We start from the raw sequence: 26,000 nt of genomic DNA, 5'->3' as shown, positions 1-26,000 counted from the left end.
ACCTAGCTCAGCAGGGACGCGGCCGCGATCTCAGCCACGCCCAAGGCCCGGAAACTGTCTTGGGCCGCCGCCTCGGTTTGCGGCGCGATGGCCCGGCTGGCGTCGGCGATCACCATTGCTTCGAACCCCTCGCGAACCGCGTCCTGGGCCGTGAAACGGACGCAGTAGTCGAAGGCCAGACCGCACAGAAAAACGCGCGTCACGCCCAGTTCACGCAACAGGCCGGCCAGCCCCGTCGGGGTGCGGTGATCGTTCTCGAAAAACCCGGAATAGCTGTCGACCGCCGGATTATAGCCCTTGCGGATCACGGCCATGGCCTTGTCGACCGTCGGCGCTGCATCGGGATGAAAGTCGGCGCCGGGCGTGCCCTGAAGACAATGATCCGGCCACAGCATCTGGCGACCGTAGGCGACCTCGATCTCGGTGAAGGGCGCGGCGCCGGGGTGGTTGGAGGCGAAAGAGACCTGGTCCGGCGTATGCCAGTCCTGGGTCACGATCACGCGGTCGAACCGGGCCGACAGCCGGTTGATCAGCGGCATGATCCCCGCGCCGCCGGCCACCGCCAGACGGCCGCCTTCACAGAAGTCGTTCTGCGGATCGATGACCAGAAGGGCGTCGCTCATCAGACGCCTGCGTAGGCGTCGATCTCGTTGGCCGAACCGAGCGCGACGGGGATGCGCTGGTGCAGATGCTCGGGCTGCACGTCCAGAATGGCTTGGCGTCCGTCCGTCGTCGCCTTGCCGCCGGCTTGTTCGACCAGGAAGGCCATCGGATTGCCTTCGTACATCAGGCGCAGCTTGCCCGGCTTGTTCGGCTCGCGCCGGTCCCAGGGATAGAGGAAGACCCCGCCGCGCATCAGGATACGGTGAACATCCGCGACCATGGCCGCGACCCAGCGCATGTTGAAGTTCTTGGCCCGAGGCCCCTCTTCGCCCTTCAGCAGATCGCCGACATAGGTCTGCACCGGCTCGGCCCAATGGCGCAGGTTCGACATGTTGATGGCGAACTCCTTGGTGTCCGGCGAAATGGCGATGTCGTCGTGCGTCAGGATCCAGTCGCCGTCGTTCGACAGGGTGAACCCTTTCACGCCTGCGCCCGTCGTCAGCACCAGCATGGTCTGCGGCCCATAAACGGCATAGAGGGCGGCGACCTGATTGCGGCCGGGCTGCAGGAAGTCGGCCTCGGTCGGCTTCGCCGTCGCGGACTTCAGCACCGAGACGATGGTGCCGACGGGCGCATTGATGTCGATGTTGGACGAGCCGTCCAACGGGTCGAACAGCACCAGATAGTCGCCGGCCGGATTGGAGGCCGGCTGGACCTCGTCCATCTCTTCCGACGCGACGCCGGCGACGGCGGGACTGGCCAGCAGGGCCTCGGTCAGCATGTCGTTGGTCATGACGTCGAGCTTCTTCTGCTCCTCGTCCTGCACATTGATCTGTCCCGATGCGCCCAGCGCCCCGGCCAGGGCGCCGCCCGCGACGACCTTGCTGATGTCCGCGCAGGTGGCGGCGACCACGGTCAGAACCGTCTTCAGCCCCTCGGGCGCATCCAGGGCGGCGATATGGGGGTCAAGGCGTGTGCAGGTCATGCGAGCAGTCCGGTTCTGGGCGTTGCGCCGTTTTGGCGGGGGACAGGCCCCAGGGCAAGGCGGCAGGGCGAGGCGACAACGAAAACGCCCCGGCGAAACCGGGGCGCTTCCTTATCCATCAGTGTTGTCGATCAGATCGGCAGGATCGCCGTACCGAACGCCCGCTTCAGTTCGTGGGCGGCGAAGGTCTGGGCCGCCGCCGCATCCGGCACGACCGCCGCCATGCCGAAGAACTCGTGCGTCGAGCCGTGGAAGGTCTTGTGACGCACATCGACGCCCGCCTGCTCCAGCTTCTCGGCCAGCAGCTCGCCCTCGGTGCGCAGCGGATCGATCTCGGCGCAGATCACCGTCGTCGAGGGCAGGCCCGACAGGTTCGCCTTCTCGACCATATTGATGCGCGGGTCCTGAGCATCGGCCTCGTTGGCGAAGATGTGTTTCACGAACCACTTCATCATCGGCTTGTTCAGCGGCTTGGCGTCGGCGTTCTCGACGTAGGACTCATTGTCCATGTCCACGCCGGCGACCGGATAGACCAGCACCTGATGTTTGGGCGCGGCCAGGCCGGCGTCGCGCGCCATCATCGACACGCCTATGGCCAGGTTGCCGCCTGCGCTTTCGCCCATCACCGCCACCTTCTGCGGGTCTCCGCGGAAGGTCTGCGCATTCTCCAGCACCCAGCGATAAGCGGCCAGGGCGTCGTCGTGGGCGGCGGGGAAATGATGTTCCGGGGCTTGGCGATAATGGACCGAGACCACGATCACATCGGCCATCTTGGACACGCCGCGCGGGCCGCCGTCATAGACGTCCAGATCCGCGATCACGAAGCCGCCGCCGTGGAAATAGACGACGACCGGATGCAGCTTGTCTTCGGAATGGTCGTGCGGCTTGTAGATGCGCGCCTGGATCGGGCCGGCGGCGCCGGGGATGGTGATGTCGCTGGTCTTGACGCCCATGTCGTCGCTGGGGTCCTTGCCGTCCTTGCGCAACAGCGATTTCACCGCGTCGGTCGGGGTCGGTTGCTGGCGAGCCTCCTCGGGCGACAGGGTCTCGATCGGCTTGCCGCCGAGGGTCGCCAGTTCGTCCAGCACCTTCTGCATCGGACCATCGGCCTTGGCAGGCGTGTCGCGCCGCTTGTCGTTGTCGCCGAACAGCTTGTCTATAATCGACATTTTCGTCTTCCTGGGTTTCGAATGGGGGCTCGGGACGACAACCCGCCCCACGCAGGCTTGTTCCGCCGCCGCTTGACTTGCGGTCAGAGTCGATGGCTTAGGTCGGGCGCTCTCGCGGGAGAGATCGGGGTCTGGAGACAGGCCGCGACGCCGAAGGCGCAACCGCCCCGGAAACGCTCAGGCAAACGGACCGCGACAGCATACGGACGCTGGAAAGTCGCCTTATGGCGCGCCGACGGAGCAAGGTGGTCTGACCGCCGGAATCTCTCAGGCTTCAGGACAGCGGGGGCGCGAGGACGGCGGAGCTCCGCCACAACACGCGACCGTGAAAGCCTGAACCATGACCGATCAGACCCTGAAGACCACGCCCCTGAACGCCGCGCACCGCGCGCTGGGGGCCCGTATGGTGGGCTTCGGCGGCTATGACATGCCGGTCCAGTATGAAGGCGTTCTGGCCGAGCATCGCTGGACGCGGGAACACGCCGGTCTGTTCGACGTCTCCCACATGGGCCAGTGCAAGATCACCGGCGAGGACGCGACCGCTCAGTTCGAGCGTTTCGTGCCCGGCGACTATGCGATCCTGAAGGCCGGCAAACAGAAATATTCGCTGCTGCTCAACAAGGACGGCGGGATCATCGACGACCTGATGGCCGGACGGCCGGATCACGACGGCCTGTTCGTCGTCGTCAACGCCGGCAACAAGGACGAGGACTTCGCCTTCTGGGAAGCCAATCTAGAAGACGACGCCAAGCTGACGGTGCTGGACCGGGCGCTGATCGCCATCCAGGGGCCGGAAGCCGCCGAGGTCATGGCCGCGCACGAGCCGATCCTGGCCGAAATGGGCTTCATGGAATGCGCCCGCCTGATGCTGTTCGGCGCTGATTGCTATGTGTCTCGCTCGGGCTACACCGGCGAGGACGGCTATGAGATTTCGGTCCCGGCAGACCAGGCCGAGCGCATCTGGAACACCATTCTGGAAGACGCCCGCGTCAAGCCGATCGGCTTGGGCGCCCGCGACAGCTTGCGTCTGGAAGCCGGCCTGCCGCTGCACGGCCACGACATCGACCCGACCACCTCGCCGGTCGAAGGCGCCCTGACCTTCGCCCTGTCCAAGTCACGCAAGGAACGCGGGGACTTCGCCGGCGCCGACCGGGTCCTGCAGGAACTGGCCGACGGCCCCTCGCGCGTTCGCGTTGGTCTGATCGTCAAGGAAGGCGCGCCGGCCCGTGAAGGCGCCGAGATCGCCGACGCCGACGGCGCCGTGATCGGCAAGGTCACCTCGGGCGGCCCCTCCCCCACCTTGGGCAAGAACATCGCCATGGGCTACGTCCCGCCGGCCCATGCCGCCCTGGGCACGGAGCTGAAGGTCATCGTGCGCGGCAAGACCGCCGCCGCCGAAGTCGTCGCCATGCCCTTCGTGGCTCAACGCTACTATCGCAAACCCAAAGCCTGAGAGATCAGACCATGAAGTTCACCAAGGATCACGAGTGGGTCAGCCTGGACGGCGACATCGCCACCGTCGGCATCTCCAAACACGCCGCCGACGCCCTGGGCGACGTGGTGTTCGTCGAAGTGCCTGAAGTCGGCAAGACCGTCTCCAAGGGCGACAGCTTCGCCGTGGTCGAGAGCGTCAAGGCGGCGTCGGACGTCTACGCCCCCGTCTCGGGCGAAGTGGTCGAGGCGAATGACGCCCTGTCGACCGCCCCGGAAACCGTCAACTCGGGCGCCGAGGCCGACGGATGGTTCGCCAAGATCAAGGTCTCAGACGCCTCGCAACTGGACGCCCTGATGGACCAGGCCGCCTACGACGCCTTCCTCGCCACCCTCTAAGCCCCATCGGGCCCTCTGATTAAAAGTCAGAGGGTCTTCGGCCTTTCATGGCCCAGGACACGACCATGCGTTACCTCCCCCTGACGCCCGACGACCGCACCGCGATGCTCGCCGCCATCGGCGCGAAATCCATCGATGATCTGTTCGTGGACGTGCCTCAGGCCGCCCGTCTCGACGGCCCCGTCGATCTGCCGCGCGTCGCAGGCGAACTGGAGGTCGAGCGCGCCCTGTCCGCCATGGCGGCCAAGAACGCCACGGCCGGCGCCGTGCCCTTCTTCTGCGGCGCAGGGGCCTACAAGCACCACGTCCCGGCGACGGTGGATCACGTGATCCAGCGCTCGGAGTTCCTGACCAGCTACACCCCCTACCAGCCGGAAATCGCGCAGGGCACGCTGCAGTATCTGTACGAGTTCCAGACCCAGGTCGCGAACCTGACCGGGATGCCGGTCGCCAACGCCAGCCTGTACGACGGTTCGACCGCCATGGCCGAGGGCGTGCTGATGGCGACCCGCGTGACCCGCCGCAACAAGGCGGTGATCTCGGGCGGCGTGCACCCGCACTACATCAAGGCGACCGAGACTGTGGTTCACGCCGTCGGCGTCGAGACCCTGGCCCTGCCCGCCGCCGTGGACGCCGAGGACGCCGTGATCGACCAGATCGGTCCCGACACCGCCTGCGTCGTCGTCCAGACCCCCAACGTCTTCGGCACGGCCACCGACGTGAGCAAGATCGCCGAGGCCGCCCACGCCGCCGGCGCCCTGCTGATCGTCGTGGTCACCGAGGCCGTATCGATGGGCCTGCTGAAGTCGCCCGGCGAGATGGGCGCCGACATCGTCGCGGCCGAAGGCCAGTCGATCGGCAACGCCCTGAACTTCGGCGGCCCCTACGTCGGCCTGTTCGCCACGCGCGAGAAGCTGATCCGCCAGATGCCCGGCCGCCTGACCGGCGAGACCGTGGACGCCGACGGCGAGCGCGGCTTCGTCCTGACCCTGTCGACCCGCGAGCAGCACATCCGCCGCGACAAGGCGACGTCGAACATCTGCACCAACTCGGGCCTGTGCACCCTGGCCTTCACCATCCACATGAGCCTGCTGGGCGAGACGGGTCTGCGCAAGCTGGCCCTGCTGAACCACGAAAAGGCCGTCGCCACGCGCGACGCCCTGGCCGCCATTCCGGGCGTCGAAATCCTGACCGACCGCTTCTTCAACGAGTTCGCGGTGCGCCTGCCCAAGAACGCGGCCGAGGTCGTGGATCAGTTGGCCGCCCATCACGTCCTGGCCGGCGTGCCCTACAGCCGCCTGGCCCCCGGCGCCGGCATGGACGACGTCCTGCTGGTCGCCGCGACCGAGACGACCCTGGATGCCGACATCCAGATCCTCGCCAAGTCGCTCTCCAAAGTCCTCGGCGCGTAAGGGATACTGACCATGAGCACCATGAACACCGTCGGCCGTCCGACCGCCCCGAACCAGGTCCAGACCAAGCCCGCCACCCTGACCGGCGGCCGCGGCCTGTTGCAGAACGAAGCCCTGATCTTCGAGGGCGACGGCTGGGGCAAGACCGGCGTCGATCTGCCGGAACCCAAGACGGACGGCTCCGACCTGGGCGACCTGGTCCGCAAGGATCCGATCGGCCTGCCCGGCCTGTCCGAGCCGGAAACCATGCGCCACTATGTGCGCCTGAGCCAGAAGAACCACGCCATCGACCTGGCCATCTATCCGCTGGGATCGTGCACGATGAAGCACAACCCGCGCCTGAACGAGAAGATGGCGCGCCTGCCCGGCTTCTCCGACATCCACCCGCTTCAGCCGATATCGACGGTTCAGGGCGCGCTGGAACTGATGGACACCCTGGCCCATTGGCTGAAGACCCTGACCGGCATGCCCGCCGTCGCTCTGTCGCCCAAGGCCGGCGCCCACGGCGAACTGTGCGGCCTGATGGCCATCCGCGCCGCCCACGAGGCCTCGGGCCAACATGAGAAGCGGCGTAAGGTTCTGGTTCCCACCAGCGCCCACGGCACCAACCCCGCCACAGCCGCCTTCGTCGGCTATTCGGTTGTCGAAGTCGCCCAGACCGAAGACGGCCGCGTGGACGTCGCCGATCTGGCGTCCAAGCTGGGTGACGACGTCGCCGCCATCATGGTGACCAACCCCAACACCTGCGGCCTGTTCGAGCGCGACATCCTGGAGATCAGCCGCCTGACGCACGAGGCCGGCGCCTATTTCTACTGCGACGGCGCCAACTTCAACGCCATCGTCGGTCGCGTTCGTCCCGGCGACCTGGGCGTGGATGCGATGCACATCAACCTGCACAAGACATTCTCGACGCCCCACGGCGGCGGCGGGCCGGGCGCGGGTCCGGTGGTCCTGTCCGAAGCCCTGGCTCCCTTCGCCCCCGCCCCCTGGGTCGTGCATGACGACGGCGGCTATCGCCTGATCGAGCGCGAGGAGGACGAGGCCGAGCAAGCCTTCGGCCGTCTGTGCGCCTTCCAGGGCCAGATGGGCATGTACACCCGCGCCCTGTCCTACATGATGTCGCACGGCGCCGACGGCCTGCGTCAGGTCGCCGAGGATGCGGTGCTGAACGCCAACTACATCAAGGCCCGCCTGTCGGACCTGATGAGCGCGGCCTTCCCCGACGGCCCCTGCATGCACGAGGCCCTGTTTGACGACGAATGGCTGAAGGGCACAGACATCACCACGCTCGACTTCGCCAAGGCGATGATCGACGAGGGCTTCCACCCGATGACCATGTATTTCCCGCTGGTCGTCCACGGCGCCATGCTGATCGAGCCGACGGAGACCGAGTCCAAGGCCGAACTGGACCGCTTCATCGAGGCGATGCGCGCCCTGGCCGGAGCGGCCAAGGCCGGCGACGTCGATCGGTTCAAGGGTGCGCCCTTCCACGCACCGCTGAAACGCCTGGACGAGACCCGCGCGGCCCGCTCGCCGGTTCTGCGCTGGACCGCGCCGGAAGGCTCCAACAAGGCGGCCTGACCCCTTAGTCGCCCCTTCCTGCGGGAAGGGGCTGACGCGGGGCTGATCCATCGCTAGGTCATGGCCATGACCTGGACGACGAACGACATCCCCGACCTTTCCGGCCGACTGGCCATCATCACCGGAGCGACCGGCGGGCTGGGGCTGGAAACCGCCCTGGTGCTGGCCGGCAAAGGCGCCGAGGTCGTGCTGGCGGCCCGCAATCCCGCCAAGGGGGCCGAGGCCGAACGGCTGATCCGGTCTCGTCATCCGGATGCGGCCGTTCGGTTCGAACTGCTGGACCTGGCCAGCCTGGCCTCCGTCCGGGCCTTCGCCGAGCGCCATCTGGCGACGGGACGCCCCATCGACATCCTGATCGACAATGCGGGCGTCATGGCCCTGCCGACGCGCCAGACGACCGTCGATGGGTTCGAGATGCAGTTCGGGACCAACTACCTCTCCCACTTCGCCCTGGTCGGCCGTCTGCTGCCCCTGCTGACGGCTGCCCATTCCAACAGAGGAGGGGCCCGCGTGATCCAGCTGTCCAGCGTCGCCCACCGCAGCGGCCATATCCGCCTGGACGACCTGAACTATCAGACCCACTACCGTCCCTGGCCGGTCTATCAGCAGTCCAAGCTGGCCATGCTGATGTTCGCCCAGGAGCTTCAGCGCCGCAGCGACGCCAACGGCTGGGGCCTGATCAGCGTGGCGGCCCACCCCGGCTTCGCCCGCACCGACCTGATCGCCAACGGCCATGCCGGCAAGCCCGGCCTGTTCGCGCGCGGCGCCCGGCTGCTGGAGGCGGTGCTCAGCCATTCGGCCGCGGACGGCGCCCTGCCGATCCTGATGGCCGCGACCCTGCCGGACCCGACGCCCGGCGGCTATTACGGCCCCACCGGCTTTCAGGAGATGAAAGGCCCGCCCGGCGTTGCGGCGATCAAGCGCCAGGCCAAGGACGCTGATGTGGCCAGGGGTCTCTGGGCGGAATCAGAGCGTCTGACGGGCGTGACCTACGGCTGACGGCGCGGAGCGTGTCCGTCGCGACACGGCGCGGAGAGATCGTCTCTTCATGACCAAAGCTTCACCCGCCGGACATCCATCCGCCATGGACGCAGGGCGTTAAGGGGTCTTGTGGCAAGGTCGTCACGGTCGCCTTTTCCTTTCCCGACGAGGGATCGCGCGTCCGTGGCGACCGTTGTCATGATGATCCTCCTCCCCATCCGGCGTATTCGTGACCTCACTCCCCGTTCCCTTCGTCCGCCCAGACAAGCCGCGAGCCTCGACGCTGCGGGTCGTCAAGCGCTGGGCGCTGATGATCGGCGGTCTGTTCGTCGTGCTGCTGGGCATTCTGATCGCCCCCCTGCCCGGCCCGGGCGGCATTCCCGTCATCGCCGTCGGCCTGATGCTGATTCTGAAAAGCTCGTTCTGGGCCAAGCGCCAGTTCATTCGCGCCCAATATGCGCGGCCGAAATGGGTCTATCCCTTCCGTCGCCTGATGCGGAAGAAGCCCGAGTTCGCACCGGTCTTCTGGCAACAGGCGCTGCGGGCCGAAAAGATCGTGACCAAGCGGTCCAGCCGTCGCCTCTCGCGCGGCCGAAAGAGCGTTCGGCGCTATTTCCGCAAACTGTTCCGCTAGTTTGCGCCTGATTTCGCGGTTGCGTTGCTGCAACCGCTAACCACAGGATCGTGAACACCGCTCTCCCAAGTCAGGCGTATTCTGTCTGCGCGTTATCAGAGAACCACTTAGGCGTTGGGAGGCGCTAAGGTCATGATGTCACGCGTACAAAAAGGTCTGATCGCCGGCGTTGCGGCGACCGTGGCCGTCTCACTGCTCGAAATACCCAATCTGTTCCTGAACTGGTTCGATCCCTTCCAGGGGGTCATCGCCAGCATGATGGGCATGCCCGGCAATCTGGCCGTCGGCTGGGTCGTCCATGTCATCAGCGGCGTCTTTATCCTGGGGCCGCTGTTCGCCATCCTGTGTCCCCGCCTGCCGACGGACACGCCCGAGACCAAGGGCATCGTCTTCGCCGTCGGCGCCTGGATCCTCATGATGGCGGCCATCGTGATGTTCGGGAACTATCGGACATTCACGGCCGGCGCGGGGTTCGGGACCTTCGCCTGGCTGCTGATCACCCACGCGGTCTTCGGCATTGTGCTGGGCAACGTCTATGCCCGGCTGGTGGCGCGCGACAAGCGGATGGGCGCGACCATCATCGGCGGCGCCCACGCTCACTGATCACGGCTTGATCGCTCAAGAAAAAGGCCCCCGACGGCGACGTCGGAGGCCTTATTTCATTCAGGATCAGCCCTGATCAATTCAGGCGATCGCCGATCTGGGCGATGGCGCTGTCCAGCAGCGGATCCTTGGCGCCGCTGGCGAGGCGCGCGGCCAGAACCTGTTCCGCCGACTTGGCGGCCAGATCGGCGGCGGCGGCCTTCACCTCGGCCGAGGCCTGGGCTTCGGCTTGGGCGATGCGGGTTTCAGCCATCTTCTGGCGACGGGCCAGGGTCTCTTCCAACTTGGCCTTAGTCTCGACTTCCAGGCGACGGGCGTCGGCTTCGGCCTGAGCCATCATCTCGGCGGCTTGGGCTTCAGCCTCGGCCTTCTCCTTGCGGATCTGGGCCAGCAGGGCTTCGGCCTCGGCGCGCAGGCGCGCGGCCTCGTCCAGGTCGGCCTGGATCTTGACGGCCTTGGCGTCCAGCGCCTTGCCGGCCATCTTGGGCACGCCGGCGGCGACCAGGATGCCGAAGAAGATGATCAGGCCGATGCCGACCCAGATCTCCGCATTGGCGAAGCTCCAGATGCCGTGTTCGAAGATCAGGTTCATCAGGCGGCTCCCTTGACGGCGGCCAGCTCGGCGGCGGTCGCGGCCTTGCCGGTCAGACGTTCGACCATGGCGGCGGTCGTGTCGGAGGCGATGGTGGAGACATTGGCCATGGCGGCGTCGCGCGTCTTGCCGATCGAGGCTTCCGCCTCGGCGATGCGCGCGTTGACCACGGCTTCTTCCGCGGCCTGACGGGCGTTCGCTTCTTCGGTCACGCGCGCCTTAGCGGCGGCGGCCGTGGCGCGGGCGTCAGCGCGAGCCTTGGCGACTTCCGCCTGAGCTTGGGCGGCCTGGTCGGCGGCTTCGGCCTGAACCTGACGCGCGGTCGCAACGGCGGTGGAAATGGTGTCGGCCCGTTCGTCCATCACCTTGCGAAGGCGTGGCGCGAAGACCTTGGAAACCAGAACATACAGGATGACGAACAGGATCAGCAGATAGCCGATCTGGCCCGCCCAGTGCTCGAACTGGAATTGCGGCAGGCCGCCCGAGCCGTGCTCGGCGGGGGTCGCCGTCTCGGCGTGCAGGTCCGCTTCGACCGAAGGCGGGACCGCGTCGATGGTGTGGGTGCTGGCCATGAACCGTCTACTGCAGGATCAGATGAAGCGGCGCGCGGGCGAACCCCGCGCGCCGTGATCGACTGAAATCAGCCGAAGATCATCAGAATGCCGAGCACGAAGGCCAGGATGCCCAGGGCTTCGGCCAGAGCGGCGCCGACAAACAGGTTGCCGACTTGGCCGGCGGCGGCCGACGGGTTGCGCAGGGCGCCGGCAAGGAAGTTGCCGAAGATGTTGCCCACGCCCAGGGCCGAACCGATCATGCCCAGGGTGGCGAGACCAGCGCCGATGTACTTCGCGGCTTCAGCGTCCATGATTGTATTCCTAGATTAAAGTCGTTGGTGGTTGGGGTGAAGAGACTGGTCCGGCCCTTTAGTGGGCGTGGTCCAGGTTGACCACATCGTTCAGATAGATGCAGGCCAGAACGGCGAAGACGAAGGCCTGGAGGAAGGCCACCAGGAACTCCAGAGCGGTCAGGGCGACGACCATGCCCAGCGACAGGGCCGCGACCGGGAAGGCCAGCAGACCGATGCCGCCGCCCAGGCCCAGAAGACCCAGCGACACGACGAAGCCGGCGAAGATCTTCAGCGCGACGTGGCCGCCCAGCATGTTGCCGAACAGACGCAGCGCCAGGGTGACCGGGCGAAGCAGGAAGGACACGAACTCGATCAGGCCGACCACCGGGCGAAGCGCCAGCGGCGCGCCCATAGGCCAGAACAGCTTGAAGAAGCCCAGACCGTTCTTTGCGAAGCCGACGACCAGCACCAGACCGAAGGTGATCAGGGCGAAGGTGGCGGTGATCGCCAGCTGCGAGGTCGCCGTGAAGGTCAGGAACAGACCCAGGATGTTCATGCCCAGGATCAGGATGAACAGGGTGAAGATGAACGGGAAATATTTGCGGCCTTCGTGACCGATGATGGAATCGGCCAGATTGTCGATCAGGCCGAACAGGCCCTCGCCGGCGGCTTGCAGCCGGCCGGGCACGACCTGGGCGTTCGCGGTCACGGCGGCCAGGAAGCCGACGATCAGCACGAAGGCGACCGTCATGGCGATGTGCGAGTTGGTGATCGCCAGATCGACCGTCCCCAGCACAGGCAGGGTGACGTCGCCAAGGTCGACGACCTTCTGAATCGCAAACTGATGAATCGGATCGGCCATGAAGCCCTATCGTTCCCCGTCTTCGTCGGCCTCGACGTAGGGCTCGGCCGGAGCCGTCGTCCCTTGCGCCTTGGCCTGCGCCATCAGCCGGTTGGCTGTGCGACGCGCCATGTAAATCGACAAGGCGAAGCCCAGAAGGACCCCGCCGATCAAACCCCACGGACGGGTCCCGAGGGCCCAGTCTGCGATCGCTCCGAACGCCAGCCCCACGAAGACGCCGCCGAGAAGCTCGGCGATGATCTTGTAGGCCTGACCCGACACCTGATGGCCGGTCAGTTCGGCGGATTTCTCCGCCGTGGTCCGCGCCTCCAATGCGGATGCGCTGTCTTGGAGGCGTTTGATCGCCTCTTCGCGCGATTCCGACATGGGGGATAGGACCTGTGCGTTCGGCGTCCAGACGGTGCGTCCGGACGGGTCTGAATTCGGCGCGGAAACTAATCGTGAGCGGCCTACAGGTCAAGGCGTCGTGATTATAGCCTAAGGCATTGTAGAATATCGGCTTTCCATTCGCGCCCGCCCGCCGTGACGATGCGCCGCTGCTGCGGGCGACAGAATCCGTCGCATCCGCCCTTCGGCTCCGATGGCGGTCAGCGCCGCAAACGACTAGGTTCGCCGCCATGAATGCGCATGTTCCCGTCCCCAATGCTCCGCTTCGCCCGCTTTCGGTGCGGTTGGCCACTCCGAGGGGCTTTTGCGCCGGGGTCGATCGCGCGATCCAGATCGTCGAGCGCGCGATCGAAAAGTTCGGCGCCCCCGTCTATGTGCGCCACGAGATCGTCCACAACAAACATGTGGTCGAGCGGCTGAAGGCCATGGGTGCCGTCTTCGTCAAGGAACTGGACGAATGCCCCGACGACCGGCCGGTCGTCTTCTCGGCCCACGGGGTGCCGAAGTCCGTGCCGGCGACGGCGCGGGCGCGCGAACTGGTCTTTCTGGACGCGACCTGCCCCCTGGTGTCCAAGGTCCACGTCGAAGCCGAGCGTCATCATGCGGCCGGCCGCCACATCATCTTGATCGGCCACGCAGGCCACCCCGAGGTCGTCGGCACCCTGGGCCAGTTGCCGCCCGGCGCCATCACCCTGGTCGAGACCGAGGCCGACGCCGAATCGTTCGAACGCCCCGGCGACGCGCCCCTCGCCTACGCCACCCAGACCACCCTGTCGGTGGACGACACGGCGGGCATCCTGAAGGTGCTGAAGCGCCGCTTTCCCGAACTGCCCGATCCGCACAAGGAAGACATCTGCTACGCCACGACCAATCGCCAGGACGCCGTCAAGGCGCTGGGCGAGGGCTGCGACCTCGTACTGGTCGTGGGGTCCAAGAACTCATCCAATTCGGTGCGCCTGGTCGAGGTCGCGATGCGCGCCGGCGCTCCGGCCGCCTATCTGGTGGACGATGCGTCCCAGGTGGACTGGTCCTGGTTCGACGGCGTGAACACCGTCGGCGTCACCGCCGGCGCCTCGGCCCCCGAGCCGCTGATCGAGGCACTGGTCGACGCCATCCGGGCGCGCTTCGACGCCACGGTGACCGAAGACGACGGCGCGCGCGAAACCGTCACCTTCAAACTGCCGCGCCTGCTGACAGCCTAGGCGACCGCCTTCAACGGCAAGACGACGCGGAAGGTGCTGCCGGCGCCGGGCGCTGTGACGATTTCGATCTTGCCGCCCATTAGAGCCGCCAGACCGTGCGCCGCCGTCAATCCCAGTCCCAGCCCTTCGGCGGTGCGCGTCGCGCTTTCATCGCCCTGGGTGAAAGCCTCGAACAGGCGCGCCGCTTCCGCCGGCTCCATGCCCGGCCCGGTGTCCTCGACCTCCAAGGCCAGGCCCGCGCCCGCAACGGCGCGCAGCATCACGCCGCCGGTGCGTGTAAACCGCACCGCATTGTCCGTCAGCGCCGCCATCAGCTTTTCGACGTGGACCGGGTCGCCCAGCCACTCGCCTTCGGCGGCCTCGACCGAAATCTTCAGCCCCTTGGCCTCGGCGGCGCCCCGGAAGTCGTTGGCGACCCGCTGCAGCAGGTTGTCGGGCCGGAACGGTCGGGTTTCCAGCGCTACGGCCCCGTCGCGCAGCCGCACCACGTCTAGCAGCTCCTCGACCAGCCTCAGTTGCTGACGTCCCGACGCCTTCAGGATTTCCAGTCGCTCGCGCTGCTGCGGCGTCACCAGATCGGCCCCGATGATCTCGGCCATGCCCAGAACCCCGTTCAGGGGCGTGCGCAGTTCGTGACTGACGTTGGACAGGAACCGCGTCTTGGCCCGGTTCGCAGCCTCGGCCCGCTCCAGCGCCGCGGACAGGGCGACCTCCGAGGCTTTGAGGCGCCGCACGTCGGCCGTCGTGTTCCACAGCAGCGACCCCGTGCCGATCAGCAGCACGATGAAGAGCAGCAGCAGCAGCGGCCCGGCCTTGGTCAGGATCTGATAGCCGGGCTGCTCCGGCGCCCAGACGACACGACCCAACAGGGCGCCGCCGACATCGCGCACATCGACGCCGATCATGCCCTTGGGCGGCTCTGCATCGCCGGGCTGGAAGTGGATCCGGTCCAGCGCCAAGCGCGTTCGCAAGAGATTGAGCTCGCCGGCGAACGGTTTGAACGACGCGACGACCGGATCGGACGCCGGCGTCGATCCGCCCGCCGTATGCCGCACGACGGTGGACGCCCCCAGCACATAGACGTCGTCGCCGACGCGAACGAACGCCGCCTTCAGCCGCACCCCGGCATCCGCCGTGACCGATCGGTCGCGGCCGGCGGCCTCGGCCCGGAGCGCGTCGATCAGCGGCCGGGCCGCCTGGCCGAATGGCTCGCCGACCTGCGTCTCGGCCGGTCGGCCCAGCGTGCTGATGCGAAACAGCCGCCCGGTCCCGTCATAACCCAGTGTAAACTGATGCTTATGCTGCGCGGCGTAGAAGGCGCCGAAGTTCCGGTCGTACCAGGCTACATCGCCCGCCGTCATCCGATCGACGGCCTCGTCCCAGACCGAGGCGGTGGTCAAGTTTTCGCCGATGGTTTCCAGCGCGCGCGTCAGACGCAGCCGCACCAGACCTTCTTCTTTGCGCGCCTGGTGGGCGTCAATGCCGCGACTGACGATCGCCAGAACCCCAGCCATGCCGATGATGGACGACAGCATCAGGATCAACGCGATCCTGAACGTGCTCCACGCCCGCCAACCCGTCTTCGATGTCACGCCACTCATACGGTCTGGCTTAGGGTGCGCAGACTAAGACGTCGTGAACATCATCCAGCTCAGCCGCGTTCGCCGACGAAATCTTGGGCAAACTCGGGCGCCTCGTCGTCCAACGGCAGAGTGCCGTCCTCGTCGTCCGCCTCGGAGGCGCGGCTGGGATCCGGCACCTCGAATCCGACCGGCAGCGACAGATCCAACAGGCCCGCCGCCTTCATCTCCTGCACGCCCGGCAGATCGTACAGGGTTGCCAGGCCGAAATGCTCTAGGAAGCGGTCGGTGGTAGCATAGGTGACGGGCCGTCCCGGAGTGCGCCTGCGTCCGCGCAACCGCACGAACCCCATCTCCAGCAACAGGTCCAGCGTGCCCTTGGAGATGCTGACGCCGCGCACGCTCTCGATCTCGGCGCGGGTGACGGGCTGGTGATAGGCAATGATGGCCAGGGTCTCCAGCGCGGCCTTGGACAGACGGCGCGGCTCCTCGCGCTCCTGCGTCATCATGAAGGCCAGGTCCGGCGCGGTGCGGAAGCGCCAGCGGTCGGCGACACACTCCAGCTCGACCCCCCGCCCCTCATAGCGGGCGCGCAGACCCGATATGGCGCGGGCGACATTGCAGTTCTCGGGCAGGCGCGCGGCGATCTCGGCCGCCGTCAGCGGCCCGGCGGCGGCGAACAGCACGGCTTCGACCCGCCGTTCGATCTCCGCCTCGTCGGGCTGGAACGACAGGTCGCTCACGGCGCCAGCTCCAGCGGCTGGGCGGGTCCACGCCGTTTCAGATACAGGTCCGCGAACGCCTCGCTCTGCCGGATGTCCATTGCCCCCTCCTTCACCAGTTCCAGACTGGCCGACAGGGTCGAGGCCGTAAAGCTGGCCTGGCTGGGCCCCTCCTCGTCCTCACGATGGGGCGCCACCTGTTCCAGCGGCGTCCAGTCGGCCAGCTTCGGCATGATCTCGCGCAGCCAGTCGCGGGCGGCTTCCAATGGAAAGGCCTCGACCCGCTGGCCGGGGGCGTAGCGCCGGGCCTCCTCACGCCGGCGCTGCACCACATAGGCGCTCATCAGTTCGTACAGGCTGGCGTCGATACGATCCGACGGCACGATTACCGTCGCCTCGGGATCGCCACGTGTGAAGACGTCGCGCTTCAGCTGGGGCCGGGCCATCAGCTGTTCAACGGCCTTCCGCATCGCCTCCAGCTTCTGCAGCCGGAACGCCAGGGCGGCGGCCATTTCCTCAGCCGGCGGCTCTTCGGCCTTGCCCTTGTCGGTGCGCGGCAGCAGCAGGCGCGACTTCAGATAAGCCAGCCACGACGCCATCACCAGATAGTCCGCCGCCAGGGCGAAGTTGCGCCTGCGCGCCTCGTGCACGAAGGCCAGATACTGTTCCGCCAGCTGGGTGATCGACAGTTTCAGCAGATCGACCTTCTGGTTTCGCGCCAGGGCCAGCAGGACGTGCAGCGGTCCCTCATAGCCCTCCAGATCGACGACGAAGGCCTCGCGCTCCTCGACCTCCTCGGCGTTGAAATCCAGATTGGGCTGGAAAGACTCCGTCATAGGTCTTTAGGCCTGCGCCTCACCCACGTCCGGCCCCTTGGCGACGTCCATCCGACCGCCCATGGCCTTGAAGAAGCGATCGTGGCCCGCGACGGGATCCAGCGGCTCGGGCGTCCGCACAATCCGGGCCAGCGCGGCTTCCGCCCGGCGGCGCGCCCCGCCCTTCAGCTTGCCGGTCGCCTCGGCCACGTCCTTCATTTCGGCCATGTCGCCATTGCAGTGGAGGACCACGTCGCACCCAGCCTTCAGCGACTGATGCGCCCGCTCGCTCAGAGATCCGCTCAGCGCCTGCATCGACAGGTCGTCGGTCATGATCAGGCCGGAGAAGCCAAGATGTTCACGCATCGTTTTTACGGCCTTCTTCGACTGGGTCGCCGGCCGCTTCTTGTCCAAAGCAGTGAAAACGATGTGCGCCGTCATCGCCAATGGCATGTCCGACATCGCCTTGAACGGCGCGAAGTCCCAGCTGTCCAGGGTCTCAAAATCGGCATGGACCGTCGGCAGGTCTTTGTGGCTATCGGCGAAGGCTCGACCATGCCCCGGAATATGTTTGATGCAGGGCAGAACCCCGCCCGCCAGCAGCCCTTCCGCTGCGGCCCGCCCCAGCACCGCGACCGTTTCCGGATCGACGCCATAGGCCCTGTCGCCGATGATGTCGTGGGCGCCGGGCGCCGGCACGTCCAGCACCGGCAACAGATCGACGGTCACGCCGACCTCGCGTAGATCGTGCGCCATCAGACGTGCCCCGAGCCGCGTCAGCTCACGCGCCTGAACCAGCTCGTTCGTCGCCTTCAGATAGGCGGCGCCCGGCGGATATTTGGGCCAGTGCGGCGGCCCCATCCGCTGAACCCGACCGCCTTCCTGGTCGATCAGGATCGGCGCCTCGGGATCGCCGATGGCAGCCCGCAGTTCGTCGGTCAGGGCCCGCACCTGTTCCGGCGTGTCGATATTGCGCCGGAACAGGATGAAGCCCCAGGGTCGAACTTCGGCGAAGAAGGCCTTTTCGGCCTCCGTCAGCCGATGTCCCAGGCAGCCATAGATGGCGGCGGACGTCACCGGACGATGCAGTCCCGGCCCGCCGCCTTCAGCGCATTGCAGAAGGCCACCGCCCGTTCGCGCGACAGGCCCGAGAAGGCCGTGCGGTACAGGGTCGATCCGCTGGACGAGGTCACTTCGGTCACCCGCTTTTCAGCGCCCGAGGCGTACGCGCCGAAGCGGCCGGCGACGGCGGCGTATTCACGGTCCGCGATCTCGGTCGAGGAGAAGGCGCCGATCTGGACCGAGGCCGATCCGCCGGTCGCGGCCGGAGCCTTGGTCGCCGGCGCAGCGACGGGCGCGGGCGCGGGGGTCGTCGGACGCGGCGCAGGCGCGGCCGGCGTCGCCGTATTGGCGGGCGGCAGGCCCTGTCCGGTCGGTGCGGCGGTCGGCGGCGCGGCCGGACGCGGCTGGGGCGCCTCGGGCGGCGGGGTGAAGGTCACCGGCGCATCGGTCGTTTCGGTCTCGTCGCGATAGACGCGCACGCCCTCGGCCGGGTCGATCGGCTGGGCGTCGATAGGCGCGGCGGTCTTCATCTCGCCGACCGGCTGACCCACGGCCGGCGGCGCGTCGGTCGAGGCGCGAAGCCCTGACCGCCCGTAAAGCCAGGCAACGGCGACTGCAATCAAGATCAAAACGACGACGCTGATGATCAGCGTCACCGGCGGCGCCTTGCCCCCGCCCGAGCCGACATTGCGGCCGCTGCGCGGGTCATAGCTGTTGCGGCGGAACGGCAGGTCGTCGTCGGTCGGCGGCGTATAGGCGCCCCGGCCGGGTTTGTTGTCGTCTTCAAAGGACATGGTCGCGCTCCGCCGTCTGTCGGCGCGAATCGGCGCGCCGAACGATCACTCTACGCCCCCGCGTGCATCTTTCGAATCACAGATCGAGGGCGAGGTCGAGGCTGAACAGCTTCTGGTGCACTTCTATGGCGTAACGGTCGGTCATGCCGGCGATGTAGTCGCACACGGCCCGGGCCCGCTGCGTCTTGTCCGGGGTCATCGCCGGCTCTCCCCATTCCGGCGGCATCACCTCGGGCTCGGCCATGAACAGCTCGAACAGTTGCGACAGCACGCGCCGCGCCTGACTGCGGGTGCGGTTGACCCGGTAGTGGCGATACATCCGCTCGAAGAGGAACTTCCTCAGCACCGCCAGATCGACGTGCATGGCGTGCGAGAAATCCACCATCGTGCGCCTGGCCATCCGCACGTCCTCGGTCGTGACGATCCGGTCTTCCTCCAACCGCCGCGCCGTCTCGGCCAGCACGTCCTCGACCATGACGCCGATCATCCGCCGCACGGCCTCGATCCGCAGCATCCGGTCGTCGATCGTGGGCCAGTCGCGGCGCACCTCGGCCAACATCGGCCCGATCAGCGGCACCTGATCCAGATCGCGCAGGGTGATCAGACCCGCCTGCACCCCGTCGTCCACGTCGTGATTGTTATAGGCGATGTCGTCGGCGATGGCCGCGCACTGGGCCTCCAGCGAGGCGAACGTCCCCAGCCGCAGGTCCCACCCCGCCTCGCCGCCCGCCGCATAGGGGCGCACGACCGACCAGGCCGGCTCGTCCAGGCGGTGCGACACCGGGCCGTTGTGCTTGATGACGCCCTCGACCGTCTCCCAGCTCAGGTTCAGCCCGTCGAACTGCGGATAGCGGTTCTCCAGCTCGGTCACGACGCGGAAGCTCTGGACGTTGTGATCGAACCCGCCATAGTCGCGCATCTGCACCACCAGCTCGTCCTCGCCGGCGTGGGCGAACGGCGGATGGCCCAGGTCGTGGGCCAGGGCGATGGTTTCCGCCAGGTCGTCGTCCAGCCTCAGCGCATGGGCCAGCGACCGCGCGATCTGCGCCACCTCCAGCGAATGGGTCAGGCGGGTGCGGTAGTGATCGCCCTCATGCGCCACGAAGACCTGGGTCTTCTCCTTCAGCCGCCGGAACGCCGTCGCATGGATGATGCGGTCACGGTCCCGCGCAAAGGCGGTGCGCGTGCGGCTGGCGGGCTCGAAAACGCGGCGCCCCTGGGTCAGGTCGGCGCGCTCGGCGTAGGAAGCGAGGTCTGTGTGGCTCAAGTCATCAACTTTGAGGCTGCTTTGATGCGGGGGGGGGCCTTTGCGAACGGCCGTGCCCGCCTCATATAGACAGCCGTGAGCACCGTCCAATCCACAGAACCGTCCACACCCACCTTCACCGTCGCCACTCGCGCGCCGGAAGGCATCGTCCTGGCCGCCAGCGCCGCCAAGCGCCTGGCCAAGCTGGGGGCGGCCGAGGGCAAGACGCTGATGCTGCGGGTTGCGGTGGACGGCGGCGGCTGCTCGGGCTTCCAGTATCGGTTCGAACTGGTCGAGACGGCCGAGGACGACGATCTGCGCATCCAGGCCGACGGCCAGACCGCCTTGATCGACCCCGTCTCGGTTCCCTTCCTTAAGAACTCCGAGATCGCCTACGTCGATGAACTGGCCGGCGCCCAGTTCGTGGTCAGGAACCCGAACGCCGCCTCTAGCTGCGGCTGCGGCGTCAGCTTCTCGATCTGACGACGGCCCATCCGGTCGCCAGGATCGGCGTGGCCAGCAAGGCCGCAAAGGCCCAGTCCCACACCCCATCCTGCAACAGCGCGCCCACCAGCCCAATCAGGCTGAGCGCGAACAGGAGGATGGGCGCGCGGAAGATGGCCCACAGGGTCAGATCCCTCGGGTTATGACGGCGACGGCTCACGCCGTCCGTCTCCCCTTGCCCAGCCACAGATAAAGACCGGACCCCAAAATCACTATGGTGGCGATGTCCAACAGCGCCCACAGGATCTTCAGCGCCAGCCCGCCATAGTCGCCGAAATGCAGCGGCTGCGACAGCGACAGGGTTTTCACATACCAGGGCATCGGCGCCACCGCCGCCAGTTCGCCCGTCCGCGCGTCGATCAGGGCTGGCGTCGTCATATGCGTCGTCAGCGGCGTGTCGCCGTGGAAGAAGACGGCATAGTGGTGGTCGGTCGAATAGTCGGTTCCCGGAAACGCCACGAACTGCAGCTTCATGCCCGGCAGCGCCGCCTTGGCCCGCTCCACCGCCGCATCCAGCGAGGCCCGGCCCTGGGCGGGGGCCGGCGCATCATAGGCGACCGTCAACTCCTTCAGCGCCGTCTCTTTCCAATAGGCCAGGATGGGCGTGGCCAGGGTGTTGACCACCCCCGTCAGCCCTACCACCAGCACCCAGGCCGCTGTCACCACGCCCAGCAGATTGTGATAGTCCAGCCACCGCGTCCGCGCCGCCTTCTTGACCCGCACCGTCCCGAACGGCAGCCGACGCATGAAGGGCGCATACAGCACCACGCCCGACACCACGGCCACGACCAGCAACAGCCCCATCGCGCCTAGAAACAGCATTCCCGGCAGACCCAAGAACATATCGGTATGAAGTTGAAGCAGGAACTCCATCACTGGATGACCGGCGACCAGCGGCGCGCCCTCGCCGCTGGTCTGGTCGATGGGCTCGAAACTGTATTTGCCGGCCGGGGCGTCGGGGGCGCGGCTGGTGACGTTCACCACCGGCCGATCCTCGTCGAAGCTCATGAAGGCCGGAACCTCGCCCGGATGTTTGGCCAGACCGGCGGCCAGCACCTCGTCGAGCGTCAGCAGTCGGCCGTCCGGATTCTTCGGCGCCCACGGCTCATGCAGCAGCGCCTCGTTCAGCTCGTGGCTGAACACCAGCGGCAGCCCCGTGACGCACAGCATCAGCAGAAACAGGGTCGAGATCAGGCTCGACCACTTGTGTGTCCAGGTCCAGGCGCGGATCGTCCGGGCGTGCATCGGCCGACGCGGATCAGAACTCGGTCGAGACCGACAGACGCAAGGTCCGCGGGGCGCCCAGCGTCAGATAGTTCGATCCCGGATAGCCGCCGACCGCGACCCACTGATCCTCGTCCGCGACATTCTCGACCCGCGCCCGCAGCGTCACCGGCTTGTCGCCCGCCACAAAGGCGTAGCGCACCCCGGCGTCGAACCGGGTCCAGCTTTCCAGCTCCAGCGTATTGGTCGCATTGGCCGGCTGGGCGCCGGTATGGACCGCCCGGCCCTCGACCGTCAGGCCGCTGACCATCGGCACGTCCCATTCGACGTTCAGATTGGCCTGAAAGTCCGGCACGCCGATCGCCGACTTGCCCGCATTGGCGGCGGTCAGCGAACGACTGATCTTGGCGTCCAGCCATGTCGCGCCGCCGATCAGACGCAAGCCTGCGACCGGTTCGCCATAGACGGTCAGCTCGACACCCTTGTTTTCCTGCTCGCCGCCGTCTGTGTAGACGCCTTCCGGCAGAACATTCGACGCAGGGTTTCCGTTGGACGTGATGGAAACGAGCGCGCTGGGCAGGGTTGTGCGAAAGACGCTGAGCGTTCCGCCGAACGATCCTGCGTCATACTTCGCCCCTATCTCGGCCTGCTTAGCGCGGAAGGGCTCGAGCACATCGCCACCATTAGTGACGTTGACCGGCACTGCGGCGTTCCCCCAGCCCTCCACCACAGCATTGGCCAAGACGGGCGCGGTCGTGCCCGGAACCAGGGCTTCGGCATAGTTGGCGTACAGTGAAATCGTGTTGCTGGGCTTGTAGACCACGGCGAAGGCCGGCGTCGTCGCGTCGCTGGAATAGCCCGACGTGAATGCGCCGTCGGCATAGGCATAGGATCGGGTTTCGATCTCCTGATAGCGGACGCCGACGGTCGCCAGCAGCCGTCCATCCAGGAAGGACAGCACATCGGCGACGGCGAAACTGGTGTTCTTGACCCGCTCGGTGACGTTGGGATCATCCAGATCGCCCGAGACGCTGCCGATGGCCGGGGCCGGCGACAGCAGCGGATTGGTCAGCGTCCCCATCGCATAGCCGGCGAAGCTCGACGCCGCCCAGGCGTTCTTGGACTTGGACTGAATCTGCGAGGCCGAGGCGACTAGACGATGTTCAATCGGGCCGATCGTCAGGTCGGCGCGTACGCCGATGTCGCCCGACCAGACCGTGTCCTCGCGGATATTGTCGAAGCGATAGACGCGGATCGCGCCCGCCGCGTCGGCGCGCGGATTGGCCAGGCTGTTGTCTTCCTCGCCCTGACGCCCGCCGAAAGCGGCCCAGGCGCTGATGCTGTCGGTCAGGTCGAGCTCGCCGCGCACGGCGCCGAACAGCTGCTCCTCGTCGGTGTAGGTCCAGCGCTGGGCGAAGTTCTTGTCGGCCGAGGGCGCGTCAGGGATGGCGGTTCCCGGCGTCACGCTGGGACGGGGCGCATCGATACGGTGATCCTGCCAGCCCAGATCGGCCGAAAACCGGGCGCGATCGCCTCGGCGGTCCAGTCCAAGGCCGACGACCCGCAGTTGGCCGGTCTCGTCCTCGACGGCGCTTTCGCCCGCACGGCTGGCGATGTTCAAGCGCGCGCCCCATTCGCCTTCGGCGCCGAAACGGCGAGCCAGGTCGGCTGCGGCATAGATCTCGTCACGGCCCGACACGCCCCCGGTCAGGCGCGTCAGGGGGGCGTCGCCCGCCCGCTTCGGCGTCAGGTTGAAGGCGCCGCCGACCCCCGTTCCGCCCGGCGCGGCGCCGTTCAGGAAGGTGCTGGCGCCGCGAAACACCTCGACCCGCTCGACCAGTTCGGCCGCCACGAACTGGCGCGGCAAGACGCCATAGAGGCCGTTGTAGCTCATGTCGTCCGAATAGACCGGAAAGCCGCGAACGACATACAGCTCCTGGAAGTTGCCGAACCCCTTGGACACACGCACTGTCGGGTCGTTCTGCAGCACGTCGCCGATGCCGCGCGCCTGCTGATCACGCACCAGCTTTTCGGTGTAGTTGGAGGTCGAGAAGGGCGTGTCCATCACGCCCAGATTGCCCAGCAGACCGATGCGTCCCCCGCGCGCCACCTGACCGCCCGCCGCCGGGTCCGTCAGCCGCACCTGCGATCCCGTCACGACGATCTCCCCCAGCTCCGCCGGAGCCGTCGCCTGCTGCGCCAGGGCCGGCGAGGCGAGCGTCAGCGCAACGACGCTTGCGGTCAAAAGAATGGAGGCACGGCGGAGGCAAGGCATTTTGATACGCATTCTCAAAATCAAGTTGCGCGTCCCTAGCCCGATCGGTGGGCGCAATGCAATCCGCTGCGCCCGCGACATATTGCATTTAGCTGATTTCCTAATTAGGAAGGTCGCTATGAACACCCTGTTCAAGGCCCTGTCGCATCCGGTGCGTCGTCGCATCATCGCCATGCTGCGCGCCGGTCCGCTGGCCTCCGGCGATATCGCCGCCGCCTTTGACATGAGTTGGCCCACCATCACTGGCCACCTCAACGCCCTGAAGGAGGCCGGCCTGGTCAGCCCGGAGCGCGAGGGCCAGACCATCCGCTATCGGTTGGAAATCTCGGCGGTCGAGGAGGCCATGGCCTTTCTGATGGACATCGTCGGGACCGGCGAAGCGACCGCCCCCCTGCCCCAGCCCTCAAAGGAAACACGCCGATGAAGGATCGTCTGTCCCTGCTGGACTATCTGACCGTCGCCGTCTTCGGCGTTCAGGCGGCGTTCGCCCTCTACATCGGCGTCAACGGCCCGACGACGCCCATGCCGATGCATTGGAACGCGGACTGGCAGGTCGATCGCTGGGGCGACCGGGCCGAGTTCGCGACCTTCACCGGCGGCATGGCCATGATCGGCTTCATCGCCGCCGCCGGCCTGGGTCTGGCCGCCCTGCGCGCCGAGGCCCAAGGCGACGCCTCACGGCGTCGCTCGATGCGGATCGGTCAGGGGCTGACCGTGTTCATCGTCGCCGCCATTGGCCTGATGATCGCCTGGGCCAGCCTGGGTCACGCCAGCGTGGACAGCGGCCCCGCCGTCATGACCGGCGCCCTGTCGCTGATCCTGCTGGTCGTCGGCGCCTTCCTCGGCCGGGTCGCGCCCAATCCCCTGATCGGCGTCCGCACCCCCTGGAGCTACAAAAGCCGCCTGGCCTGGGACCGCTCGAACCGTCTGGCCGGCCGGCTGTTCTGCCTGGTCGGTCTGGCCGGCCTGATCGCCGCGCCGATTGCGCCCCCGCCCTACGGCGTCACGGGCCTGACCGCCGCCGTCATCATCGTCGCAGGCCTTTCGATCTTCGAAAGCTGGCGCGTCTGGCGCGCCGATCCCGACCGCCAACCCTTCTGAAGGAGACTGCAATGCTGACGCTGACCCACGCCCTTCTCGCCGCCAGCCTGCTCGCCGGCCCGGTCTCGACCGACATCGCCCTGCCCGCCCAGCCTGCGCCCTTGCATGGCAAGCTGTTGACGCCCGAAGCGCCCACGGCCGTCGCCGTCATCCTGCCCGGCTCCGGCCCGACGGATCGGGATGGGAACAGCCCGATGGGCGTCTCGGCCTCGACCTATCGCCTGCTGGCCGAAAACCTGGCGGCGCAAGGCATCGCCACCGTCCGCATCGACAAGCGCGGCGTCGCGGCCAGCGCCGCCGCCGGCTTCGACGAAACCAAGCTGCGCTTCGACGACTACGCCGCCGACGCCCGCGCCTGGGCCGCCGAGGCCGCCTCGCGCGCCGGAAAGCATTGCGCCTGGCTGATCGGCCACAGCGAAGGCGCTTTGGTCGCTCTGAAGGCGGTCGAGGGCGGAGACGACAAGATTTGCGGCCTGATCCTGCTGGCCGGTGCGGGTCGCCCGGCCGGCGCGAGCATTCGAGAACAACTGGAAGCCGGTCTGCCCGAGCCGATGAAGCCCCAGGCCTTCGCCGTCCTGAGCGAGTTGGAGGCCGGCCGCACCGTCGCCGACACGCCGCCCGCTCTGTCGGCCCTGTTCCGCCCGTCGGTCCAGCCCTATCTGATTTCCTGGTTCGCGCTGGACCCCGCCGCCCTGCTCGCCGCCTACGACGGCCCGGTCTTCATCGGCCAAGGGACCACCGACCTTCAGATCGGCGTCACGGACGCCCAGGCCCTCGCCGCCGCCGACCCCAAGGCCACGCTGAAACTCTGGGACGGCGTCAACCACCTCCTCAAGACCGCCCCCGCCGACCGCACCGCCAATCTGGCCACCTACGCCGATCCGACGCTGCCGCTAGCGCCGGGCGTGGCGCAGGATGTGGCGATGTTCATTCGAGAAACAGACAGCCCTCGTTAGGTCTAAGCCTTCAACGCGATGATTTGGCCGACC

General features: G+C 67.2%; 28 protein-coding genes, 1 pseudogene and 2 riboswitches. Of the genes and pseudogenes, 12 read left to right on the top strand and 17 right to left on the bottom strand.

Annotated elements, in window-relative coordinates; translation table 11 throughout:
• Positions 1 to 2 precede the first annotated feature (2 nt).
• From pncA to QRN13_RS10665, 3 genes are all read right to left on the bottom strand, one after another.
• Positions 3 to 623 carry a bifunctional nicotinamidase/pyrazinamidase gene (gene pncA / locus QRN13_RS10675; protein WP_284877898.1) on the bottom strand — a complete coding sequence of 207 codons (621 nt, stop codon included), beginning with the start codon at positions 621 to 623 and terminating at the stop codon, positions 3 to 5.
• Positions 623 to 1,588: a class 1 fructose-bisphosphatase gene (locus tag QRN13_RS10670; RefSeq protein WP_284877897.1), complete on the bottom strand. Its 966-nt coding sequence runs from the start codon at positions 1,586 to 1,588 to the stop codon at positions 623 to 625. The genes pncA and QRN13_RS10670 overlap by 1 nt, the downstream gene beginning before the upstream one ends.
• Before the next feature lie 131 nt (positions 1,589 to 1,719).
• Complete coding sequence (locus QRN13_RS10665; protein WP_284877896.1) at positions 1,720 to 2,757, bottom strand: alpha/beta hydrolase; 1,038 nt, start codon at positions 2,755 to 2,757, stop codon at positions 1,720 to 1,722.
• Between the two features lie 105 nt (positions 2,758 to 2,862).
• Positions 2,863 to 2,960: riboswitch (glycine riboswitch) on the top strand.
• A gap of 4 nt (positions 2,961 to 2,964) precedes the next feature.
• A riboswitch (glycine riboswitch) is annotated at positions 2,965 to 3,042 on the top strand.
• A gap of 55 nt (positions 3,043 to 3,097) precedes the next feature.
• Here QRN13_RS10665 and gcvT point away from each other — a divergent pair.
• From gcvT to QRN13_RS10630, 7 genes are all read left to right on the top strand, one after another.
• A complete protein-coding gene (gene gcvT, locus QRN13_RS10660) occupies positions 3,098 to 4,210 on the top strand; it encodes a glycine cleavage system aminomethyltransferase GcvT (RefSeq protein ID WP_284877895.1) in 1,113 nt (370 codons plus the stop codon).
• 11 nt (positions 4,211 to 4,221) lie between these two features.
• Positions 4,222 to 4,587, top strand: a complete 366-nt coding sequence (gene gcvH / locus QRN13_RS10655) for a glycine cleavage system protein GcvH (protein WP_045810337.1) — start codon at positions 4,222 to 4,224, stop codon at positions 4,585 to 4,587.
• Positions 4,588 to 4,652: 65 nt separating this feature from the next.
• Entirely contained in the window at positions 4,653 to 5,999 is a 1,347-nt protein-coding gene (gene gcvPA / locus QRN13_RS10650) for an aminomethyl-transferring glycine dehydrogenase subunit GcvPA (protein WP_284877894.1), read from the top strand.
• 12 nt (positions 6,000 to 6,011) lie between these two features.
• The gene (gene gcvPB / locus QRN13_RS10645) at positions 6,012 to 7,580 is read left to right on the top strand and encodes an aminomethyl-transferring glycine dehydrogenase subunit GcvPB (protein ID WP_055804032.1); all 1,569 of its coding nucleotides are present in this window, start codon (positions 6,012 to 6,014) and stop codon (positions 7,578 to 7,580) included.
• 66 nt (positions 7,581 to 7,646) lie between these two features.
• Complete coding sequence (locus QRN13_RS10640; RefSeq protein ID WP_284877893.1) at positions 7,647 to 8,579, top strand: SDR family oxidoreductase; 933 nt, start codon at positions 7,647 to 7,649, stop codon at positions 8,577 to 8,579.
• A 211-nt stretch (positions 8,580 to 8,790) separates the two neighbouring features.
• Positions 8,791 to 9,195, top strand: a complete 405-nt coding sequence (locus QRN13_RS10635; RefSeq protein WP_156355841.1) for a PGPGW domain-containing protein — start codon at positions 8,791 to 8,793, stop codon at positions 9,193 to 9,195.
• A gap of 132 nt (positions 9,196 to 9,327) precedes the next feature.
• Positions 9,328 to 9,798, top strand: coding sequence for a DUF6789 family protein (locus QRN13_RS10630; protein ID WP_165115819.1), 471 nt, complete (start codon positions 9,328 to 9,330; stop codon positions 9,796 to 9,798).
• A gap of 76 nt (positions 9,799 to 9,874) precedes the next feature.
• On the opposite strand, the gene QRN13_RS10625 is transcribed toward QRN13_RS10630, so the two are convergent.
• From QRN13_RS10625 to QRN13_RS10605, 5 genes are all read right to left on the bottom strand, one after another.
• The gene (locus QRN13_RS10625; protein ID WP_112861544.1) at positions 9,875 to 10,390 is read right to left on the bottom strand and encodes a F0F1 ATP synthase subunit B; all 516 of its coding nucleotides are present in this window, start codon (positions 10,388 to 10,390) and stop codon (positions 9,875 to 9,877) included.
• A complete protein-coding gene (locus tag QRN13_RS10620; protein ID WP_112861543.1) occupies positions 10,390 to 10,962 on the bottom strand; it encodes a F0F1 ATP synthase subunit B family protein in 573 nt (190 codons plus the stop codon). Before QRN13_RS10620 ends, QRN13_RS10625 begins: the two co-directional genes overlap by 1 nt.
• 68 nt (positions 10,963 to 11,030) lie before the next feature.
• The gene (locus QRN13_RS10615; protein ID WP_017505298.1) at positions 11,031 to 11,255 is read right to left on the bottom strand and encodes a F0F1 ATP synthase subunit C; all 225 of its coding nucleotides are present in this window, start codon (positions 11,253 to 11,255) and stop codon (positions 11,031 to 11,033) included.
• A gap of 58 nt (positions 11,256 to 11,313) precedes the next feature.
• Positions 11,314 to 12,099: a F0F1 ATP synthase subunit A gene (locus tag QRN13_RS10610; protein WP_017505297.1), complete on the bottom strand. Its 786-nt coding sequence runs from the start codon at positions 12,097 to 12,099 to the stop codon at positions 11,314 to 11,316.
• Between the two features lie 6 nt (positions 12,100 to 12,105).
• Positions 12,106 to 12,465: an AtpZ/AtpI family protein gene (locus QRN13_RS10605; RefSeq protein ID WP_017505296.1), complete on the bottom strand. Its 360-nt coding sequence runs from the start codon at positions 12,463 to 12,465 to the stop codon at positions 12,106 to 12,108.
• Between the two features lie 251 nt (positions 12,466 to 12,716).
• Here QRN13_RS10605 and ispH point away from each other — a divergent pair, with 251 nt between their 5' ends.
• On the top strand, positions 12,717 to 13,688 hold the full coding sequence (gene ispH, locus QRN13_RS10600) for a 4-hydroxy-3-methylbut-2-enyl diphosphate reductase (protein ID WP_091748150.1): 972 nt from the start codon (positions 12,717 to 12,719) through the stop codon (positions 13,686 to 13,688).
• Here the strand turns inward: ispH and QRN13_RS10595 are convergent.
• From QRN13_RS10595 to QRN13_RS10570, 6 genes are all read right to left on the bottom strand, one after another.
• A complete protein-coding gene (locus QRN13_RS10595) occupies positions 13,685 to 15,223 on the bottom strand; it encodes a sensor histidine kinase (protein WP_284877892.1) in 1,539 nt (512 codons plus the stop codon). The two genes, ispH and QRN13_RS10595, sit on opposite strands and share 4 nt — an antisense overlap.
• 116 nt (positions 15,224 to 15,339) lie before the next feature.
• Positions 15,340 to 16,011, bottom strand: a complete 672-nt coding sequence (gene scpB / locus QRN13_RS10590) for an SMC-Scp complex subunit ScpB (protein ID WP_284877891.1) — start codon at positions 16,009 to 16,011, stop codon at positions 15,340 to 15,342.
• Positions 16,008 to 16,826: a segregation and condensation protein A gene (locus QRN13_RS10585; RefSeq protein WP_284877890.1), complete on the bottom strand. Its 819-nt coding sequence runs from the start codon at positions 16,824 to 16,826 to the stop codon at positions 16,008 to 16,010. Before QRN13_RS10585 ends, scpB begins: the two co-directional genes overlap by 4 nt.
• A gap of 6 nt (positions 16,827 to 16,832) precedes the next feature.
• Positions 16,833 to 17,882, bottom strand: a complete 1,050-nt coding sequence (gene nagZ, locus QRN13_RS10580) for a beta-N-acetylhexosaminidase (RefSeq protein WP_284877888.1) — start codon at positions 17,880 to 17,882, stop codon at positions 16,833 to 16,835.
• Complete coding sequence (locus tag QRN13_RS10575) at positions 17,879 to 18,661, bottom strand: SPOR domain-containing protein (RefSeq protein ID WP_284877887.1); 783 nt, start codon at positions 18,659 to 18,661, stop codon at positions 17,879 to 17,881. Before QRN13_RS10575 ends, nagZ begins: the two co-directional genes overlap by 4 nt.
• Before the next feature lie 76 nt (positions 18,662 to 18,737).
• Entirely contained in the window at positions 18,738 to 19,928 is a 1,191-nt protein-coding gene (locus QRN13_RS10570; RefSeq protein ID WP_205681446.1) for a deoxyguanosinetriphosphate triphosphohydrolase, read from the bottom strand.
• Positions 19,929 to 20,072: 144 nt separating this feature from the next.
• Between QRN13_RS10570 and erpA the strand changes: the two genes are divergently transcribed.
• The gene (gene erpA, locus QRN13_RS10565) at positions 20,073 to 20,390 is read left to right on the top strand and encodes an iron-sulfur cluster insertion protein ErpA (protein WP_039245694.1); all 318 of its coding nucleotides are present in this window, start codon (positions 20,073 to 20,075) and stop codon (positions 20,388 to 20,390) included.
• Here erpA and QRN13_RS10560 read toward each other — a convergent pair.
• The 3 genes and pseudogenes from QRN13_RS10560 to QRN13_RS10550 form a co-directional block, all read right to left on the bottom strand.
• A complete protein-coding gene (locus QRN13_RS10560; protein WP_284877886.1) occupies positions 20,374 to 20,571 on the bottom strand; it encodes a hypothetical protein in 198 nt (65 codons plus the stop codon). The two genes, erpA and QRN13_RS10560, sit on opposite strands and share 17 nt — an antisense overlap.
• Positions 20,568 to 21,760 (bottom strand): annotated as a pseudogene (locus QRN13_RS10555) (PepSY-associated TM helix domain-containing protein). Before QRN13_RS10555 ends, QRN13_RS10560 begins: the two are co-directional and overlap by 4 nt.
• Positions 21,670 to 23,880, bottom strand: coding sequence for a TonB-dependent receptor (locus tag QRN13_RS10550; protein WP_502868592.1), 2,211 nt, complete (start codon positions 23,878 to 23,880; stop codon positions 21,670 to 21,672). The pseudogene QRN13_RS10555 and the gene QRN13_RS10550 overlap by 91 nt, the downstream one beginning before the upstream one ends.
• Positions 23,881 to 24,028: 148 nt before the next feature.
• Between QRN13_RS10550 and QRN13_RS10545 the strand changes: the two genes are divergently transcribed.
• Genes QRN13_RS10545 through QRN13_RS10535 form a run of 3 tightly spaced genes read left to right on the top strand, consistent with a single transcriptional unit; the run spans position 24,029 to position 25,967 of the window.
• Positions 24,029 to 24,334: a metalloregulator ArsR/SmtB family transcription factor gene (locus tag QRN13_RS10545; RefSeq protein ID WP_284877885.1), complete on the top strand. Its 306-nt coding sequence runs from the start codon at positions 24,029 to 24,031 to the stop codon at positions 24,332 to 24,334.
• A complete protein-coding gene (locus tag QRN13_RS10540) occupies positions 24,331 to 25,011 on the top strand; it encodes an SdpI family protein (protein ID WP_284877884.1) in 681 nt (226 codons plus the stop codon). The genes QRN13_RS10545 and QRN13_RS10540 overlap by 4 nt, the downstream gene beginning before the upstream one ends.
• An 11-nt stretch (positions 25,012 to 25,022) precedes the next feature.
• Entirely contained in the window at positions 25,023 to 25,967 is a 945-nt protein-coding gene (locus QRN13_RS10535) for an alpha/beta hydrolase (protein ID WP_284877883.1), read from the top strand.
• The last annotated feature ends 33 nt before the right edge of the window (positions 25,968 to 26,000 follow it).

The sequence above is a fragment of the Brevundimonas sp. MEB006b genome (assembly GCF_030209705.1).
Lineage (GTDB): Bacteria > Pseudomonadota > Alphaproteobacteria > Caulobacterales > Caulobacteraceae > Brevundimonas.
This window is presented reverse-complemented; position numbering and strand designations above follow the sequence as displayed.